General features: G+C 62.8%; 12 protein-coding genes. 10 read left to right on the forward strand and 2 right to left on the reverse strand.

The features are described from left to right. Window positions 1-20: 20 nt before the first annotated feature. Window positions 21-1415, reverse strand: coding sequence for a PhoH family protein (locus ACQKPS_RS16355; protein WP_254481358.1), 1395 nt, complete (start codon window positions 1413-1415; stop codon window positions 21-23). Window positions 1416-1698: 283 nt separating this feature from the next. After that, complete coding sequence (locus ACQKPS_RS16360; protein WP_427604878.1) at window positions 1699-2826, reverse strand: polysaccharide deacetylase family protein; 1128 nt, start codon at window positions 2824-2826, stop codon at window positions 1699-1701. A gap of 136 nt (window positions 2827-2962) precedes the next feature. On the opposite strand from ACQKPS_RS16360, the gene yaaA reads away from it, so the two are divergent. From yaaA to ACQKPS_RS16410, 10 genes are all read left to right on the forward strand, one after another. Next, window positions 2963-3742: a peroxide stress protein YaaA gene (yaaA, locus tag ACQKPS_RS16365; protein ID WP_254481362.1), complete on the forward strand. Its 780-nt coding sequence runs from the start codon at window positions 2963-2965 to the stop codon at window positions 3740-3742. Window positions 3743-4607: 865 nt separating this feature from the next. Beyond that, a complete protein-coding gene (locus ACQKPS_RS16370; protein WP_254481364.1) occupies window positions 4608-5924 on the forward strand; it encodes a nucleotide sugar dehydrogenase in 1317 nt (438 codons plus the stop codon). 73 nt (window positions 5925-5997) lie between these two features. Further along, window positions 5998-7479, forward strand: coding sequence for a glycosyltransferase family 2 protein (locus ACQKPS_RS16375; protein ID WP_254481365.1), 1482 nt, complete (start codon window positions 5998-6000; stop codon window positions 7477-7479). Window positions 7480-7516: 37 nt separating this feature from the next. After that, on the forward strand, window positions 7517-8683 hold the full coding sequence (locus tag ACQKPS_RS16380; RefSeq protein WP_254481367.1) for an alginate biosynthesis protein Alg44: 1167 nt from the start codon (window positions 7517-7519) through the stop codon (window positions 8681-8683). Between the two features lie 12 nt (window positions 8684-8695). Then, the gene (gene algK, locus ACQKPS_RS16385; protein WP_254481369.1) at window positions 8696-10123 is read left to right on the forward strand and encodes an alginate biosynthesis TPR repeat lipoprotein AlgK; all 1428 of its coding nucleotides are present in this window, start codon (window positions 8696-8698) and stop codon (window positions 10121-10123) included. Next, window positions 10120-11598: an alginate export family protein gene (locus ACQKPS_RS16390; RefSeq protein WP_254481371.1), complete on the forward strand. Its 1479-nt coding sequence runs from the start codon at window positions 10120-10122 to the stop codon at window positions 11596-11598. The genes algK and ACQKPS_RS16390 overlap by 4 nt, the downstream gene beginning before the upstream one ends. A 16-nt stretch (window positions 11599-11614) precedes the next feature. After that, window positions 11615-13174, forward strand: a complete 1560-nt coding sequence (algG, locus tag ACQKPS_RS16395; RefSeq protein WP_283724774.1) for a mannuronan 5-epimerase AlgG — start codon at window positions 11615-11617, stop codon at window positions 13172-13174. A gap of 13 nt (window positions 13175-13187) precedes the next feature. Further along, window positions 13188-14630, forward strand: a complete 1443-nt coding sequence (locus ACQKPS_RS16400; RefSeq protein ID WP_427604882.1) for an alginate O-acetyltransferase — start codon at window positions 13188-13190, stop codon at window positions 14628-14630. A 7-nt stretch (window positions 14631-14637) separates the two neighbouring features. Beyond that, window positions 14638-15741 (forward strand): mannuronate-specific alginate lyase, encoded by a 1104-nt coding sequence (locus ACQKPS_RS16405; RefSeq protein ID WP_254481376.1) that lies wholly within the window; start codon window positions 14638-14640, stop codon window positions 15739-15741. A 139-nt stretch (window positions 15742-15880) separates the two neighbouring features. Beyond that, complete coding sequence (locus ACQKPS_RS16410) at window positions 15881-17338, forward strand: MBOAT family O-acyltransferase (protein WP_254481378.1); 1458 nt, start codon at window positions 15881-15883, stop codon at window positions 17336-17338. Window positions 17339-17347 lie beyond the last annotated feature (9 nt).

A 17347-nucleotide genomic window follows, 5' to 3' on the forward strand; every position in this document is an offset into this window, starting at 1 on the left:
GGGCCGCCCGGCCGGGAGGGTTACAGGTGAGATTCGGCGTACTCGGCCAGCACCGAGCGTGGCACACCCTGCAAGGTGATGTGCACGCCATGGGGGAAGTCCTTGAAGCGCTCGGTCAGGTAGGTCAGGCCCGAACTGGTCGCGGACAGGTAAGGCGTGTCGATCTGCGCCAGGTTGCCCAGGCACACCACTTTGGAACCGGAGCCGGCCCGGGTGATGATGGTCTTCATCTGGTGCGGGGTCAGGTTCTGGCACTCGTCGATCAGGATCAGGCTTTGCTGGAAGCTGCGCCCACGGATGTAGTTCAGCGACTTGAATTGCAGCGGCACGCGTTCGAGGATGTATTCGACGCTGCCATGGGTGCTTTCATCGTCCATATGCAACGCTTCGAGGTTGTCGGTGATGGCACCCAGCCAAGGCTCCATCTTTTCCGCCTCGGTGCCCGGCAGGAAGCCGATCTCCTGGTCCAGCCCCTGCACGCTACGGGTGGCGATGATGCGCCGGTAGCGCTTGCTGACCATGGTCTGCTCGATGGCTGCGGCCAGGGCCAGGATGGTCTTGCCGGAACCGGCTGCGCCGGTCAGGTTGACCAGGTGGATGTCCGGGTCGAGCAAGGCGAACAGCGCCAGGCTCTGATGAATGTCCCGTGGCTTCAGGCCCCAGGCTTCCTGATGCAGCAAGGGTTCCTGGTGCAGGTCGAGCAATAGCAGCTCATCGTTGCGAATGCCTTTTACCCAGCCGACAAAACCTTGCTCGTCAATGATGAACTCGTTGATGTGCACGGCAGGCAGGTTATCGACCATCTGTACCCGATGCCAGGTGCGGCCACGTTCCTGGCGGGTATCGACCTTGCTGACCCGGTCCCAGAACGAGCCGGTGACCGAGTGATAGCCCTTGGACAGCAAGGAGACGTCGTCGACCAACTGGTCGGTGCTGTAGTCCTCGGCCGCGATCCCGCAGGCGCGCGCCTTCAGCCGCATATTGATGTCTTTGGTGACCAGCACCACGTCCAGGTCGTTGCGCCGGCTGCGTACTTCGAACAAGGTGTTGATGATGATGTTGTCGTTGAGGTTTTCCGGCAGCAACTTGCTGGGCTCGTTGCGCGGGCTCATCAGGATCGACAAGTAGCCCTTGGGGCCGCTCTTGCCACGCTGGATCGGCACGCCCTGCTCCACATCGCTGGGCGAAGCGTCACCGAGGGTCTGGTCGATCAGGCGGATGGCCTGGCGACATTCGGCGGCGATGGTCTGTTTACCGGTCTTGAGCTTGTCGAGTTCCTCCAGCACCGTCATCGGAATGGCGACGTGATGCTCCTCGAAGTTGAGTAATGCGTTGGGGTCGTGAATCAGGACGTTGGTATCGAGCACATAGAGGATTGGCTTGCTGGAGGAAGGGTTGCGTCCTTGGTCATCCATACTCGGTCACCTTATGTCGAAGCCACACGGCACGCTCTGTAGTGCGCCGCAGAGTGACCGCCGTTCTCCCCGTATCCGCGTTGCTACGGGCGGGAAGCGTACCTGGCAAGGTGGGCCTGGATGACGCCACCTGTGCTGCAGGAATCGGCTGTCTGGTTTCTTCATACCGCAAAAGCCATGACCGAAAAAAGCATTTTTACGAGATTTTGAAGTTTATTTTTCCGATTGACGAAGAGCGCTTGGCGGCAGCACCAGACAAGACTACAGTCAGAAGTCATACCCTCTATTCGCGATAGGCGTAATCGCGGCAGCCCTCCCAGCCAATGCCGCTTTGCGCGGTATTGTGCAGCAACCACTCGACCGCCGTCCGGGCCTTGGGCAGGCTGTCATGGAACTGGATCACTCCCTTGCGCCATAACAGCATCAGGGTTATCACCCGTTGGGCCGACGCTTCGGCAGTCAGCGGGCCATCATCCTGAGCGTCGATGTCCCATAGCGAAACCCGCAGCTGCTGGCCGGCCATGAACGCTTCGGCATCAGCCCGGCGCTGCCCATAAGGCGGGCGGAACAACGGCACGTATTGCTCCGGCAGGTCGGCCTGAACCCGCGCCTGGGCGCGTTTGATCGAATCCTGCCAGCCCTGCCACTGGGCGTGGGAGCGATATTCCCAGCCTTGGATGCCCACGCATTGGCCGGCATAAAGATCGGTCAGTGCGCTGGCCGCGCCGGCATCGCGCCGCTGCTGCAGGCGATTGCCCAGGACAAAGAAGGTGCCCTGCAGCTTCTGCTTGCGCAGGTACTCGGTGAGTTCATCGGTGCTTCCGCCATCAGGCCCCGGGCCACCGACGAAGCTCAGCAGGAACAGGCGGTCGTTCAGTTCATCGCCATTGCGCTCGCGGCTGGACAGGCGCTCGACCTCACTGCTGGTCTGCGGCAGCACCGCCGCCTTGCGCAGTTGCTCATCCAGATAACGCACATGGAACTGATGACTAGGCTCGACCCAACCGGTATAGAACGTGCCGACATCGGTAGCGAATGTCGCCGCTCTGGTGCGCAAGTCGGCCATAGACTCAAGCAGATAGCAGAACGAGGCATCCTGCTCGCAACTGCGCTGAGCCTGCTGGTAACCCTGCCACAAACGCTGCCACATCTGCGCGCGCACAGCACGAATCTTCTGCAGGTTGATCTGCCGTAACCCCAAACGCGCAGCCAGTGCACCATCGTCGAGCAGCTCGCTTTCATGCAGCACCTGGGCAAACGACAGAATCTCGGCCCGCGAGGCGACGTCGAACAGCACCGGGCTGTCCAGCTGCTCGGGCCACTGGCTGCGGTCCAGGCTGGCCGGGGGCATGGGGGCGGCCTGGGCGGCAAGGCTCAACAAGGTGGCCAGCAAGGCCCCGGCAATGCGCACGATCGCTCTCTCCGTGACGGCAAAACGCGCACTATAGCGCCTGCCTGGCCGATGGTCTGTGACTATCGTCGCCATAGTTTGGACTTGCTCCCCCCACCCCGTAGAATTGCCGCCAACGATTCCAGGAGCCGAACCGATGCTGACGGTGATTTCCCCCGCCAAGACCCTCGACTACGACACCGCGCCGGTGACCGACCGCTTCACCTTGCCGCAATACCTGGACGATTCCCAGGAACTGATCCTCCAGCTGCGCGACCTGTCGCCAGCGCAGATCAGCGAACTGATGCACCTGTCCGACAAGCTTGCCGGCCTTAATGCCGCGCGTTTCGGCAGCTGGACGCCGGACTTCACCCCGGCCAACGCCAAACAGGCGCTGCTGGCGTTCAAAGGCGACGTCTACACCGGCCTGGATGCAGAAACCCTCAGCGAGGACGACTTCAGCTATGCCCAGGAGCACCTGCGCATGCTCTCCGGCCTGTACGGCCTGCTGCGCCCGCTCGACCTGATGCAGCCGTACCGCCTGGAAATGGGCACCAAGCTGGCCAATGCCCGTGGCAAGGACCTGTATGCCTTCTGGGGCACGCGGATCAGCGAATGGCTGAACCAGGCGCTGGCCGAGCAAGGCGACGACCTGCTGCTCAACCTGGCCAGCAACGAATACTTCAGCGCGGTGAAGCGCAGCGCGTTCAAGGGCCGGGTGATCAACGTCGACTTCAAGGACTTGAAGAACGGCCAGTACAAGATCATCAGCTTCTACGCCAAGAAGGCCCGCGGCATGATGAGCCGCTTCGTCATTCAGGAACGGCTCAACGACCCGGAGCAGCTCCAGCGCTTTGACGTACAGGGTTACTACTACAGTGCCGAGCAGTCCAAGCCGGATCACCTCGTTTTCCTGCGCGATCACCCTACCGAGTAAACTTTTTACGGCCTCTTCGCGGGTGTACCCGCTCCCAACAGGTTCAACGCAAGCTTCAAGGCCTTGCATTACCTGTGGGAGCGGGTTCACCCGCGAAAAGGCAAGCAGCCTTGATGCATCCCTTCTGCCCTGCAACAGGGCAAGCTTCAAAGTGCCACCAAGTCAGTATTCCGACGCCAGAAAACCAGCACCTTACCGGTTATCGCAAAACGCCATAAGACCGTTCGTACTTTTTTGACGAAATTTGAAAAAATTTTTTTCATGATGGCACAACAACACCTTGCTTCAGTTTCGTCCTTTCTACGCGGGGGTGAAACTGCAACGTGCTATCAAAGTGAAAGTATTTGCCACTGAAAAATTATTTAGAAATCTTTCATCGAAGCGGAACCCACCTCGGAACTTCTCATACGACCCATCGCTCATAGTGCCGTAACGAATTTCATGCCGCTCAGGTGTGAGAGATGACTTACAGATGACACCCGGCGGGTATCACTACCCGCTTCGATAATCTGGCAGACGCAACGGGCCCCCCCGCAGGCGCTGCCCAAAGAGGAGTAACGCGCCCTTACTAACTCGTCCTAGTGGTTGATTTCAAAGGATTTTTCCACTTGAAAAAACAAGCACAGCATGGCGCCAAGTAGCGCTTTGCAATAAAGACGGCTGCATTACAGGGCACGCCTTTTAAGTACTGGCTTAATACTGCCAACTTTTAGTGCACAACTTTGTGCGCGACGGATTTATTCATGCCTGCGCCCGGCGAAGTGAGCTTTCGCCCATGGATCCGTGCGCCTGAAAACTGTTGTTAATCAACCCAGTCCGGCTCTTCCCGGAAGAGTTGGCGTGATAAACACATGAGGTGATAGCGATGCGTATCAGCATCTTTGGTTTGGGTTATGTGGGTGCGGTCTGTGCAGGCTGCCTGACGGCGCGAGGTCATGACGTGATTGGTGTGGACGTGTCCAAGACCAAGATCGACCTGATCAACCAGGGCAAGTCGCCCATCGTTGAACCTGGCCTGGAAGCACTGCTGCAACAAGGCATCGCCAACGGCCGCCTGCGTGGCACCACCGACTTCGCCGAGGCCATTCGCGCCAGCGATGTGTCGATGATCTGTGTCGGTACCCCGAGCAAGAAGAACGGCGACCTGGGCCTGGAGTACATCGAGTCGGTGTGCCGCGAAATCGGCTACGTGCTGCGCGACAGCGAACGTCGCCACACCATCGTGGTCCGCAGCACCGTGCTGCCGGGCACCGTGAAGAACGTGGTAATCCCTATTCTCGAAGACTGCTCGGGCAAAAAGGCCGGTGCCGACTTCGGCGTTGCCGTGAACCCGGAGTTCCTGCGTGAAAGCACCGCGATCAAGGACTACGACCACCCACCGATGACGGTCATCGGTGAACTGGACAAGGCCAGCGGCGACGTGCTGCAAGCCCTGTACGAAGAGCTCGACGCGCCGGTCATCCGCAAGCCGATCGAAGTGGCCGAGATGATCAAGTACACCTGCAACGTGTGGCACGCCACCAAGGTCACCTTCGCCAACGAGATCGGCAACATCGCCAAGGCCGTCGGCGTGGATGGCCGTGATGTGATGGAAGTCGTCTGCCAGGACAAGGTCCTGAACCTGTCGCAGTACTACATGCGCCCTGGCTTCGCCTTCGGTGGCTCGTGCCTGCCAAAAGACGTGCGCGCCCTCACCTACCGCGCCGCTTCCCTGGACGTGCGTGCACCGCTGCTCGACTCGCTGATGCGCAGCAACGAATCGCAGGTGCAGAACGCCTTCGAGCTGATCGAAGCCCACGACAAGCGCAAGGTCGCCCTGCTCGGCCTGAGCTTCAAGGCGGGCACCGACGACCTGCGCGAAAGCCCGCTGGTGGAGCTGGCCGAACGCCTGATCGGCAAGGGCTACCAGTTGGATATCTATGACGAGAACGTCGAGTACGCCCGCGTCCACGGGGCGAACAAAGAGTACATCGAGTCGAAGATCCCGCACGTCTCGTCGCTGCTCAACTCCGACTTCCAGAAGGTCATCGACAACGCCGACATCATCGTCCTGGGCAACCGTGACGAGCAGTTCCGCACCCTTGCCGAGCAAGCGCCGGAAGGCAAGCAAGTGATCGACCTGGTCGGTTTCATGAGCAAGCCAACCTGCAACACCAGCCGTACCGAAGGCATTTGCTGGTAATGCCCGACCGGGCAGCGATGGCCTCCCCACCATCGCTGCCCACCCTTTCCCGAATTCTCGACGGATGCTGAACATGCAAAGGCTCCAGACAGTGCTGTTGCAGTGCGCCGGGTGGCTGCTCTACATGAGCCTGCTCATGCTGATCGCCCTGGCCCTGCCAGCCGATATCTTCGACTCGCAGTCGAAGCACTTCATCTTCCTGGTCGGCGCAGTCGGCATCTGGCGCTATTCCATGGGCGCCACCCATTTCATCCGCGGCATGATCTTCCTCTACGGCGTCTACCCGTACCTGCGCCGCAAAGTGCAGAAGATGGGCGACTCCGCCGCGCCATCGCACGTGTACCTGATGGTCACCAGCTTCCGTATCGAAGCGCTGACCACCGCCCAGGTGTACAGCTCGGTGATCCGCGAGGCGATCGAATGCGGCTACCCCACCACCGTGGTCTGCTCGCTGGTGGAGATGTCCGATGAACTGCTGGTAAAGAGCCTGTGGGCCCGCTACAACCCGCCCGCACACGTCACACTGGACATCGTGCGCATTGCCGGTACCGGCAAGCGCGACGGCCTGGCCTATGGCTTCCGCGCCATCTCGCGGATGCTGCCTGACGAAAACGCCGTGGTCGCAGTCATCGACGGTGACACCGTGCTCGGCGAAGGTGTGGTGCGCAAGACCGTGCCGTGGTTCAAGCTGTTCCCCAACGTCGGCGGCCTGACCACCAACGAGTTCTGCGAAGTGCGTGGCGGCTACATCATGAGCGAGTGGCACAAGCTGCGTTTCGCCCAGCGCCACATCAACATGTGCTCGATGGCCCTGTCCAAGCGCGTGCTGACCATGACCGGGCGCATGTCGATGTTCCGCGCAAGCGTCGTGACCAACCCTGAGTTCATCGCCGACGTCGAAAGCGACTCGCTGATGCACTGGCGCCTGGGCCGCTTCAAGTTCCTCACCGGTGACGACAAGTCCAGCTGGTTCAGCCTGATGCGCCTGGGCTACGACACCTTCTACGTGCCGGACGCCGCGATCAACACGGTCGAGCACCCGCCGGAGAAGAGCTTCTTCAAGGCCAGCCGCAAGCTGATGTACCGCTGGTACGGCAACAATCTGCGCCAGAACTCCCGTGCACTGGGCCTCGGCCTGCGCCGCCTGGGCCTGTTCACCAGCATCGTGCTGTTCGACCAGCGCGTGTCGATGTGGACCAGCCTGCTGGGGCTGACCGTGGCGGTGATCGCCAGCCTCAAGTTCGGCATGGGCTACCTGCTGGTGTACCTGCTGTGGATCGGCATCACCCGCCTGATCCTCACCGTCATGCTGCTGTGCTCCGGCCACAACGTCGGCCCGGCCTACCCGCTGATTCTCTATTACAACCAGATCGTCGGCGCGCTGATGAAGATCTATGTGTTCTTCCGCCTCGACAAGCAGTCCTGGACCCGCCAACCGACTGCCCTCAAGCGTGACCTCGCCAGTTTTCAACAATGGTTCAACACCTGGTCCTCGCGGACCATGACCTTCTCGGCTGCCAGCATTTTCGTCGCTGTGCTGTTCATGGTCGTGTGAGCCCAACCCGGATCGGAACTAACAGGAACAAACCAAGATGAATACCGCCGTGAACGTCAACGTCGTGCATGAGTCCGAAGCCCAGCGCCAACACGCCCGGGTGCGCATCCCGGCCAAGCTGCGTTTCCTCGACAAAGAGCGCCAGGCCCACGATGTGAAGGTCGACGACCTCTCCGCCGGTGGCCTGAGCTTCCACACCCAACAGCCACTGTCGGTCGGTGAAGTGCTGCGCGGTCGCCTGCAGTTCACGGTCGACAACCTCGGCCTGTCGATGGATATCGAATTCCAGGTCCGCGCCCACGACCGCAGCAGCGGCCGTACCGGCGCGCAGTTCCAGAACCTCGAACCGCGCGACATCGCCACCCTGCGCCACATCATCACCACCCACCTGTCGGGTGAACTGATCACGGTCGGCGACGTGCTCAGCACCCTGCAGCGCGACAACTTCACCAAGGCCCGCAAGCAGAAGGACGGCGGCTCCGGCCTGTCTGCCTTCGGCCGCCTGAAGGCCGTGACCGTGACCCTTGGGGTGTTCGTGGTCGGTGTGGCCGCTTTTGGTTTCGTTGCCAAGTCGCTGTACGGCATGTACTTCGTCAGCCATGCCGAAGCCGGCGTGGTCGCCGTGCCGACCACCACCATCACCATGCCGCGCGACGGTACCGTCAACAGCCTGGCCGAAACCGGCGGGCAGATCGTCAAAGGCGCACCGCTGGCCAGCTTTACCACCAGCATGCTGGACATGCTCAAGGGCAGCCTGGACGACTCGCAGCTGGAACCGGCAAAGATCGAGGAACTGTTCGGCAAGCAGCTCTCCGGCACCCTGACCAGCCCTTGCGATTGCGTGGTCGCGCGCCAGCTGGTGGACGACGGCCAGTACGCTGCCAAGGGCCAGCCGATCTTCCAGCTGGTGCCACGCACCACTACCCCGATGGTCGAGGCCCGCTTCAGCTATCGCCAGTTCGACGAAGTCAAGCCAGGCACCCGGGTCAACTTCCAGGTGGCCGGCGAGGACGAAGTACGCACCGGCCAGATCGTCAGCAGCGCCAGCCTCAACAGCGATGACCTGGCCTCCGACATCCGCGTGCAGATCAAGCCCGACAGCGCCATGCCTGCCGAGCTCGCCGGTCGCCCGGCTTCGGTCAACAGCGACCGTGGCCCTTCGCTGAACTGGCTGATCGACAAAGCCGTGGCCCGCGGTCTGTAAGAGGATCCTCTGATGATTCCCCATAAGAAAAGCGCAAGCCTGGGCCTCTGTGCCCTGGCGGCCGCGGTCGCGCTGGCCGGCTGTGCGGGCCTGCCCGACCAGCGCCTGGCCAACGAAGCCCTCAAGCGCGGTGACACCGCATTGGCCGAGCGCAACTACAAGGCCTTGGCCGACCTGGGCTACAGCGACGCACAAGTAGGCTTGGCCGACATCAAGGTCGCTACCCGGGACCCGGCGAAGATCAAGGAAGCCGAGGCCACCTACCGCGCTGCCGCTTCGACCTCGCCGCGTGCCCAGGCACGCCTTGGCCGCCTGCTGGTGGCCAAGCCCGACAGCACGCAGGCCGAGCGTGAAGAAGCGCAAACCCTGCTCAAGGCCGCTGCCAGGCAAGGTGAAAGCAATACCCTGATCCCGCTGGCGATGCTCTACCTGACCTACCCGCAGAGCTTCCCCAACGTCAACGCGCAGCAGCAGATCGACCAGTGGCGCGCCGCCGGCAACCCGGAAGCGGGCCTGGCCCAGGTGCTGCTGTACCGCACCCAGGGCACCTACGACCAGCACCTGGGCGATGTCGAGAAAATCTGCAAAGCCGCGCTGAACGCTACCGACATCTGCTACGTCGAGCTGGCCACCGTTTACCAGAAGCGTGGCCAGGCCGATCAACAGGCTGCCTTGCTCGGGCAGCTCAAGTCCGCCTACGCCCGTGGCGCGGTGCCGGCGACCCGGGTCGACAGCGTTGCCCGTGTGCTGGCCGACCGCAGCCTCGGCCAGACCGACGAGAAAACCGCCAAGGACTTGCTCGAGCAGGTCGCCCCGGCCAACCCGGCGTCCTGGGTCAGCCTGGCGCAGCTGCTGTACGACTTCCCCGAACTGGGCGACACCGACCAGCTGATGGCCTACATCGACAAGGGCCGCGAGGCCGAACAGCCACGCGCCGAACTGCTGCTGGGCCGCCTGTACTACGAAGGCAAGACCCTGCCAGCCGATGCCAAGAAGGCCGAGCAACACCTGCAGGCCGCCGCCGACGCTGGCGAAATCAGCGCCCATTACTACCTCGGCCAGCTGTACCGCCGCGGCTACCTGGGCCATGTCGAGCCACAAAAGGCCGTCGACCACCTGCTGGCTGCCGCCCGCGGCGGCCAGAACAGTGCCGACTACGCCCTCGCCCAACTGTTCAGCGAAGGCCATGGCATTCGCCCACAACCGGGTAACGCCTGGGTGTTCGCCCAGCTGTCCCAGGTCAACCCGACGCCACAGTCCAGCGAACTGCTGCAACAGCTCGACCAGCAACTGACGCCTGACCAGCGCAGCCAGGCGCAGAGCCTGCTGGCGCAGGAAAAGCAGGCGCGCGGCAGCATGCTCCAGGGTGCCAACAGCACCTTGGCCCTCGAAGCGCTGCAAGACGACGAAAAAGAAGTAGAAGCTGAGGACTCGCTATGACGCTCAATCCATTCGTGAAAGCCGGCATTGGCCTGAGCTTCGCCCTGCTGTGGTCCTGCCCGACCCTGGCGGACATGACCGCCCAGAAGAACTTCGGCCTCGATGTGAAAATCACCGGCCAGTCGGAAGACGACCGTGACCTCGGCACCCGCCCTGGCGGCGACGTCAACGGCCTGGGCCTCGACCTGCGCCCCTGGGTGTACGGCGAGCGCGGCAACTGGAGCGCCTACGCCATGGGCCAGGCGGTGACCGCCACCGACACCATCGAAACCGATACCCTGCGCCAGAACGACGACGGCACCACCACCGACACCGCCGCCGATGGCCGCAAGCAGGACAAGAGCTACCTGGCCATGCGCGAGTTCTGGGTCGGCTACCGCGGCCTCACTGCCTACCCTGGCGAGCAACTGCGCCTCGGCCGCCAGCGCCTGCGCAGCGACGATGGCATGTGGCGCGACACCAACATCGAAGCGCTGAACTGGACCTTCGACACCACCCTGCTCAAGGCCGACCTGGGCGTTGCCCAGCGCTTCAGCGAATACCGTACCGACCTCACCGAGCTGGCCCCGGAAGACAAGGACCGCACCCACATCTATGGCAACGTCGCCACGCAGTGGACCCCTGGCCACTGGGTTGGCCTGCGCGCCCACCACACCCATGACAGCGGCAGCCTGAAAAACCCGGGCGAAACCGTCGACGCGCTGGACAAGACCCGCACCGGCGACCTCACCTGGCTGGGCCTGGAAGCCAACAGCGACGCCTACAACTGGCGCAACGACCACACCGTCAACTACTGGGGCAGCGTCACCTGGCTGACCGGTGACCGCGACACCCTCAGCAGCCAGACTGTCGGCGACCAGACCGTGGCCACCGGCAAGCAGAGCGGCAACGTCAACGCCTGGGCCACCGACCTCGGCATTCGCCTGCGCCTGGACCCGCAATGGCAGGTCGGTGCGGCCTACGCCCGTGGTAGCGGCGGCGGTGGCGACGACGGTTCGAACAACTTCGAGCAGACCGGCCTTGAGAGCAACCGCTCCAACTTCACCGGCACCCGCTCGCGCGTCCACCGCTTCGGCGAAGCCTTCCGCGGCGAGCTGGGCAACCTCCAGGCGGCCACCCTGTTCGCCTCCTGGCAGCTGCGCGACGACTACGACGCCAGCCTCATCTACCACAAGTTCTGGCGCGTCGACGGCAACCAGAACATCGGTTCCAGCGGCATCAATGCAGTGGTCGACGACAACGGCGTGAACCGCCAACTGGTCGATGGCGAAAAAGACCTGGGCCAGGAAATGGACGTGGTCGTCACCAAGTACTTCAAGCAAGGCCTGCTGCCGGCCTCGATGAGCCAGGCGATCGACGAGCCTTCCGCCCTGGTGCGCCTGCGCGCCGGCGTGTTCAAGCCGGGCGATGCCTATGGCAAGGAAGCGGACTCGTACATGCACCGCGCCTTCGTCGACGTGATCTGGCGCTTCTGAGGCCGGGAGACCCCTGATGAACCTTCACCCGCACATCCGTCCCAGCCTCCTTGCCAGCGCTTTGCTGCTGGCAAGCCACCTGGCTGTCGCCGCAGAGCCCCAGGTGATCGCCAAGGAGCTGCAGCAGGCCAAGACCTACACCGTGGCCAGCGCACCGATCGAGCCGCTGCAGATGGACCCGCCGAAACTGCCTGACCTCACCGGCTACACCGCAGAGGCCGTGCAGAAGAAGATCGACCGTCGGCACAAAGGCAAGGTCAGCCTGCGCCGCATGTTCCAGGAAGACACCCTCAAGGAATTCGTCGGCGGCGACAACAAGGCCGCCGAGTGGGTGCAGCGCCAGCACGGCATTCCCCAGGCGATCTTCATCGATGATGGCCATGTCGACCTGGTCGAGCTGAGCAAGAAGGTGCCCAAGCAGTACCTCAGCGAAGTCGAGCCGGGCGTCTACCTGGCGCGCCTGCCGATCGTGGTCGGGCAGAAGGGCATTCTCGAGATCAACGGCAAGGTCAAGCAACTGCGCCTGTCTCAGGAAGGCGGTTCGTTCCTGGTCAACGACGGCAAGCTGTTCGTCACCGACACCCAGGTGATTGGCTGGCGCGAGAAGGACAACGGCCCGGCGACCTTCCGCTCGCCCAAGGAATTCCGCCCGTTCCTGCTGTCTTGGGGTGGCACCGAGACCTACATCGTCAATACCACGATGGCCAGCTTCGGTTATGCCAAGTCCAAGTCGTATGGCGTGAGCATCTCGCAGTACACACCGAACATGTCCAAACGCATGGGCCGCGCGGAACCGACCGGCTGGATCATCGGCTCGACATTCAGCGACATGTGGTACGGCTTCTACTGCTACGAGACCTCCGACTTCGTGGTCAAGGACAACACCTACCACGACAACATCGTCTACGGCATCGACCCCCACGACCGCTCGCACCGCCTGATCATCGCGGGCAACACCGTGTACGGCACCAAGAAGAAGCACGGCATCATCGTTTCGCGTGAGGTCAACGACAGCTGGATCATCAACAACAAGAGCTACGACAACAAGCTTTCCGGCGTGGTGATCGACCGTAACAGCGTCAACAACCTGGTGGCCTACAACGAGATCTACCGCAACCACACCGACGGCATCACCCTGTACGAGAGCGGCGACAACCTGATCTGGGGCAACAAGCTGATCAACAACCGCCGCCACGGCATCCGCGTGCGCAACAGCGTGAACATCCGCCTGTACGAGAACATCGCCATGGCCAACGGCCTGGTCGGCGTGTACGGGCACATCAAGGACCTGTCCGATACCGACCGCGACATCGCCCTCGACCCGTTCGACACCAAGGTGTCGCTGATCGTGGTCGGCGGCGAGCTGTCGGCCAACGGCTCCGGCCCGCTGTCCATCGACTCGCCGCTGTCGGTCGAGTTGTACAAGGTGTCCATGCTCGCCCCGCGCAAAGCCAGCGGCATCAGCCTCAACGGCGTGCTGGGCGAGCGCCAGGACGAAATCCTCGACCTGCTGGTGCGCCAGCAGAAGGCCGTGCTGATCGACCCGGTCGAACGCCAGACCGAAATGATCGATTAAGGAAGCCCAGACCATGACTCCACACCTGATGAAACTGCTGGGCCTGTCCGCCGCCCTCCTGGCCATCAGCCAGGGCGTGCGCGCCGACCAGGTGAAGGCCCCGACCTTCACCGCCGAGCCTTGCTGCCAGCTGTGCCCCGAGGCGCATGATGCCAGCCGCTACACCACCCGCTACCAGCAGAACTTCACCACCCTGGTGCAGGCCCAGGGCGACTGGCTGTTCCGTACCCGCGAAGACCTGCGTACCGAGTTCAATACCACCCCGGCCGGCTACAAGCGCCTGCAGCAGGTGCACGATGCGTTCAAGAAGCGCGGCGTGGAGCTGGTCGTGGTGTACCAGCCAACCCGTGGCCTGGTGAACCGCAACATGCTCAACCCGGCCGAGAAGGCCGCCTTCGACTACCAGAAGGCACTAGGCAACTACCAGGCCATGCTCAAGCGCTTCGCCAGCATGGGCTACAACGTCCCCGACCTTTCGCCGCTGACCAACGAGCAGTTGGCCGCCGCCGATCAGGGCAAGGACTTCTACTTCCGCGGCGACCAGCACTGGACGCCGTACGGCGCCGAGCGTGCGGCGAAAATCGTGGCCGACACGGTGCACAAGATGCCGGCCTTCGAAGGCATCCCGCGCAAGGAATTCGAAACCCACAAGTCCGGGCGCATGGGCAAGACCGGCACCCTGCACAACGTTGCCGGCCAGCTCTGCGGCATGAGCTACGCCGTGCAGTACATGGACCAGTTCACCACCGAGCCGAAAGGCTCGACCGGCGGCGGCGACGACCTGTTCGGTGACAGCGGCAACGCCCAGATCACCCTGGTCGGCACCAGCCACAGCGGCAAGAACTACAACTTCTCCGGCTTCCTGGAGCAGTACATCGGCGCCGACGTGCTCAACGTCGCCTTCCCCGGTGGCGGCCTGGAGGGCTCGATGATCCAGTACCTGGGCAGCGAAGAATTCCAGAAGCACCCACCGAAGATCCTGATCTGGGAATTCTCGCCGCTGTACCGCCTGGACCAGGAAACCATCTGGCGGCAGATCCTCGCCCTGCTCGACGACGGCTGCGACGACCGGCCAGCTCTGATGAGCGCCAGCGCCACCCTCAAGCCCGGCAAGAACGAGCTGATGGTCAATGGCAAGGGCGGCGTGATCAAGGACCTGGTCAACCGCAACATGCAAATGGACGTCAAGTTCGAAGACCCGTCGGTCAAGGTGCTGCAGGCCACGCTCTGGTACCTCAATGGCCGCCACGAAGACATCAAGCTGGAAAAGCCGGAGACCTCGGACACCGACGGCCGCTTCGTCTTCCAGATGCGCGAAGACGAAGACTGGGCCAGTCAGAGCCTGCTGGCCTTCGAAGTCCAGGGCCCGGAACAAGGCACCCAGAAAGTCGAAGCCAAGCTCTGCAAACGCAACAACTTTGCCGTGCCCGCGCAGACTGCGCAGGCTGGCCAGTGAGGCGACCATGACCATGCTCAAGCGAATTTTCCGCCCCACCCTGCTCACCCTCGCCCTGTTTGGCAGTGCCGCTCAGGCCGCGCTGGTGCCCCCGCAGGGTTACTACGAGGGCATCGAAAAGCTGAAGACCAGTGACGGCAACTTCCGCTGCGAGCCAGCCCCCAAGCCGTATACCGGCGCGCTGCAGTTTCGCAGCAAGTACGAAGGCTCGGACAAGGCCCGGGCGACGCTCAACGTCGCCTCGGAAAAAGCCTTCCGCAAGTCCACCGAAGACATCACCACGCTCGAGAAGGGCGTGAGCAAGATGGTCGGCCAGTACATGCGCGATGGCCGCCCGGCGCAGCTCGACTGCACCCTGGCCTGGCTCGGTACCTGGGCACGCGCCGATGCGCTGCTGTCCACCGACTACAACCACACCGGCAAGTCCATGCGCAAATGGGCGCTGGGCAGCATGAGCGGTTCGTGGCTGCGCCTGAAGTTTTCCAACTCGCAGCCGCTGGCCGCGCACCAGGCCGAGGCCGAGCTGATCGAGAAGTGGTTCGCCCGCCTCGCCGAGCAGACCGTGCGCGACTGGAGCGACCTGCCGCTGGAGAAGATCAACAACCACAGCTACTGGGCGGCCTGGTCGGTGATGGCCACGGCCGTCGCCACCGACCGCCGTGACCTGTTCGACTGGGCGGTGAAGGAATACAAGATCGGCGCCAACCAGGTCGATGAACAGGGCTTCCTGCCCAACGAGGTCAAGCGCAAGCAGCGTGCCCTGGCCTATCACAACTACGCCCTGCCGCCGCTGGCGATGATCGCCAGCTTCGCCCAGGCCAACGGCGTGGACTTGCGCGCCGAGAACAACTTCGCCTTGCAACGGCTGGGCGAAGGCGTGCTGGCGGGTGCCCGCGATCCAAGCCACTTCAAGGAGCGGGCGGGCGAGAAGCAGGACCTGACCGACCTCAAGGTAGACAGCAAGTACTCCTGGCTCGAACCCTGGTGCGCGCTGTACCACTGCGTCGGCGACACCCTGCAACGCAAGCAGCACATGCAGCCGTTCAACAGTTTCAGACTCGGCGGCGACGTGACCCGGGTCTACGACCCGAGCGCAGAAAGCAAGAAATGAATTGAACCCCATTCGGGGTCGGAACCTGTGGGAGCGGGCATGCCCGCTCCCACACGGACCAAGGTGACCTTCCAGTTTTGCACTGGGGGGTTTGGGGGGCGCTGTGCCCCGGATGCTGTGAACAAAAAGGAGAACCGGGATGGTCTTCTCGTCCAACGTGTTCCTGTTCCTGTTCTTGCCGGTTTTCCTCGGCCTGTACTACTTGAGCGGGCAACGCTATCGCAACCTGCTGCTGCTGGTCGCCAGCTACATCTTCTATGCCTGGTGGCGGGTCGATTTCCTCGCCCTGTTTGCCGGCGTGACCCTGTGGAACTACTGGATCGGCCTGAAAGTCGGCGCCGCCGGCGTGCGCACCAAGCCGGCCCAACGCTGGCTGCTGCTGGGCGTGGGCGTGGACCTGGCGATCCTCGGCTACTTCAAGTACGCCAACTTCGGCGTCGAAAGCCTCAACGCGATCATCACCTCGTTCGGCCTCGAACCGTTCATCCTCACCCACGTGCTGCTGCCGATCGGTATCTCGTTCTATATCTTCGAGTCGATCAGCTACATCATCGACGTGTACCGCGGCGACACCCCGGCCACCCGCAACCTGATCGACTTCGCCGCGTTCGTGGCGATCTTCCCGCACCTGATCGCCGGCCCCGTGCTGCGCTTCAAGGACCTGGTCGACCAGTTCAACAACCGCACCCACACCCTGGACAAGTTCTCTGAAGGCTGCACCCGCTTCATGCAGGGCTTCATCAAGAAGGTGTTCATCGCCGACACCCTGGCGGTGGTGGCCGACCATTGCTTCGCCCTGCAGAACCCGACCACCGGCGACGCCTGGCTCGGCGCCCTGGCCTACACCGCGCAGCTGTACTTCGACTTCAGCGGCTACAGCGACATGGCCATCGGCCTGGGGCTGATGATGGGCTTCCGCTTCATGGAGAACTTCAAGCAGCCGTACATCAGCCAGTCGATCACCGAGTTCTGGCGGCGCTGGCACATCAGCCTGTCGACCTGGCTGCGCGATTACCTGTACATCACCCTGGGCGGTAACCGCAAAGGCACCTTCAACACCTACCGCAACCTGTTCCTGACCATGCTGCTGGGCGGCCTGTGGCACGGTGCCAACTTCACCTACATCATCTGGGGCGCCTGGCACGGCATGTGGCTGGCGATCGAGCGGGCACTGGGCATCGACACCAACCCGCAACGCTTCAACCCGGTCAAGTGGGCCTTCACCTTCCTGCTGGTAGTGGTCGGCTGGGTGATCTTCCGTGCCGAGAACCTGCACGTCGCCGCCCGCATGTACGGCGCCATGTTCAGCTTCGGCGAATGGCAGCTGTCGGAACTCAACCGCGCCCAGCTCACCGGCCTGCAGGTAGCGACCCTGGTGATCGCCTACCTCACCCTGGCGTTCTTCGGCCTGCGCGACTTCTACCGCAACGCCAAGCCAACCGCCAAGGCCACTCCGGTGCAGGTCAATGCCGATGGCTCGATCGGCCTGGACTGGACCCGGGTGATGACCCGCGCCCTGATCCTGCTGCTGTTCGTGGCCTCGATCCTCAAGCTTTCGGCGCAGAGCTACTCGCCGTTCCTGTACTTCCAGTTCTGAGGTGGATGA

This window comes from Pseudomonas sp. NPDC086566, assembly GCF_050280885.1.
In the GTDB taxonomy this organism is placed as follows: Bacteria; Pseudomonadota; Gammaproteobacteria; order Pseudomonadales; family Pseudomonadaceae; genus Aquipseudomonas; species Aquipseudomonas vlassakiae.

What these genes read in the sequence shown, in the direction of transcription:
- ACQKPS_RS16355 (WP_254481358.1), bottom strand. Translation starts at nt 1,415, where the DNA reads ATGGATGACCAAGGACGCAACCCTTCCTCCAGCAAGCCAATCCTCTAT.
- yaaA (WP_254481362.1), top strand. Translation starts at nt 2,963, where the DNA reads ATGCTGACGGTGATTTCCCCCGCCAAGACCCTCGACTACGACACCGCG.
- ACQKPS_RS16370 (WP_254481364.1), top strand. Translation starts at nt 4,608, where the DNA reads ATGCGTATCAGCATCTTTGGTTTGGGTTATGTGGGTGCGGTCTGTGCA.
- ACQKPS_RS16375 (WP_254481365.1), top strand. Translation starts at nt 5,998, where the DNA reads ATGCAAAGGCTCCAGACAGTGCTGTTGCAGTGCGCCGGGTGGCTGCTC.
- ACQKPS_RS16380 (WP_254481367.1), top strand. Translation starts at nt 7,517, where the DNA reads ATGAATACCGCCGTGAACGTCAACGTCGTGCATGAGTCCGAAGCCCAG.
- algK (WP_254481369.1), top strand. Translation starts at nt 8,696, where the DNA reads ATGATTCCCCATAAGAAAAGCGCAAGCCTGGGCCTCTGTGCCCTGGCG.
- ACQKPS_RS16390 (WP_254481371.1), top strand. Translation starts at nt 10,120, where the DNA reads ATGACGCTCAATCCATTCGTGAAAGCCGGCATTGGCCTGAGCTTCGCC.
- algG (WP_283724774.1), top strand. Translation starts at nt 11,615, where the DNA reads ATGAACCTTCACCCGCACATCCGTCCCAGCCTCCTTGCCAGCGCTTTG.
- ACQKPS_RS16400 (WP_427604882.1), top strand. Translation starts at nt 13,188, where the DNA reads ATGACTCCACACCTGATGAAACTGCTGGGCCTGTCCGCCGCCCTCCTG.
- ACQKPS_RS16405 (WP_254481376.1), top strand. Translation starts at nt 14,638, where the DNA reads ATGACCATGCTCAAGCGAATTTTCCGCCCCACCCTGCTCACCCTCGCC.
- ACQKPS_RS16410 (WP_254481378.1), top strand. Translation starts at nt 15,881, where the DNA reads ATGGTCTTCTCGTCCAACGTGTTCCTGTTCCTGTTCTTGCCGGTTTTC.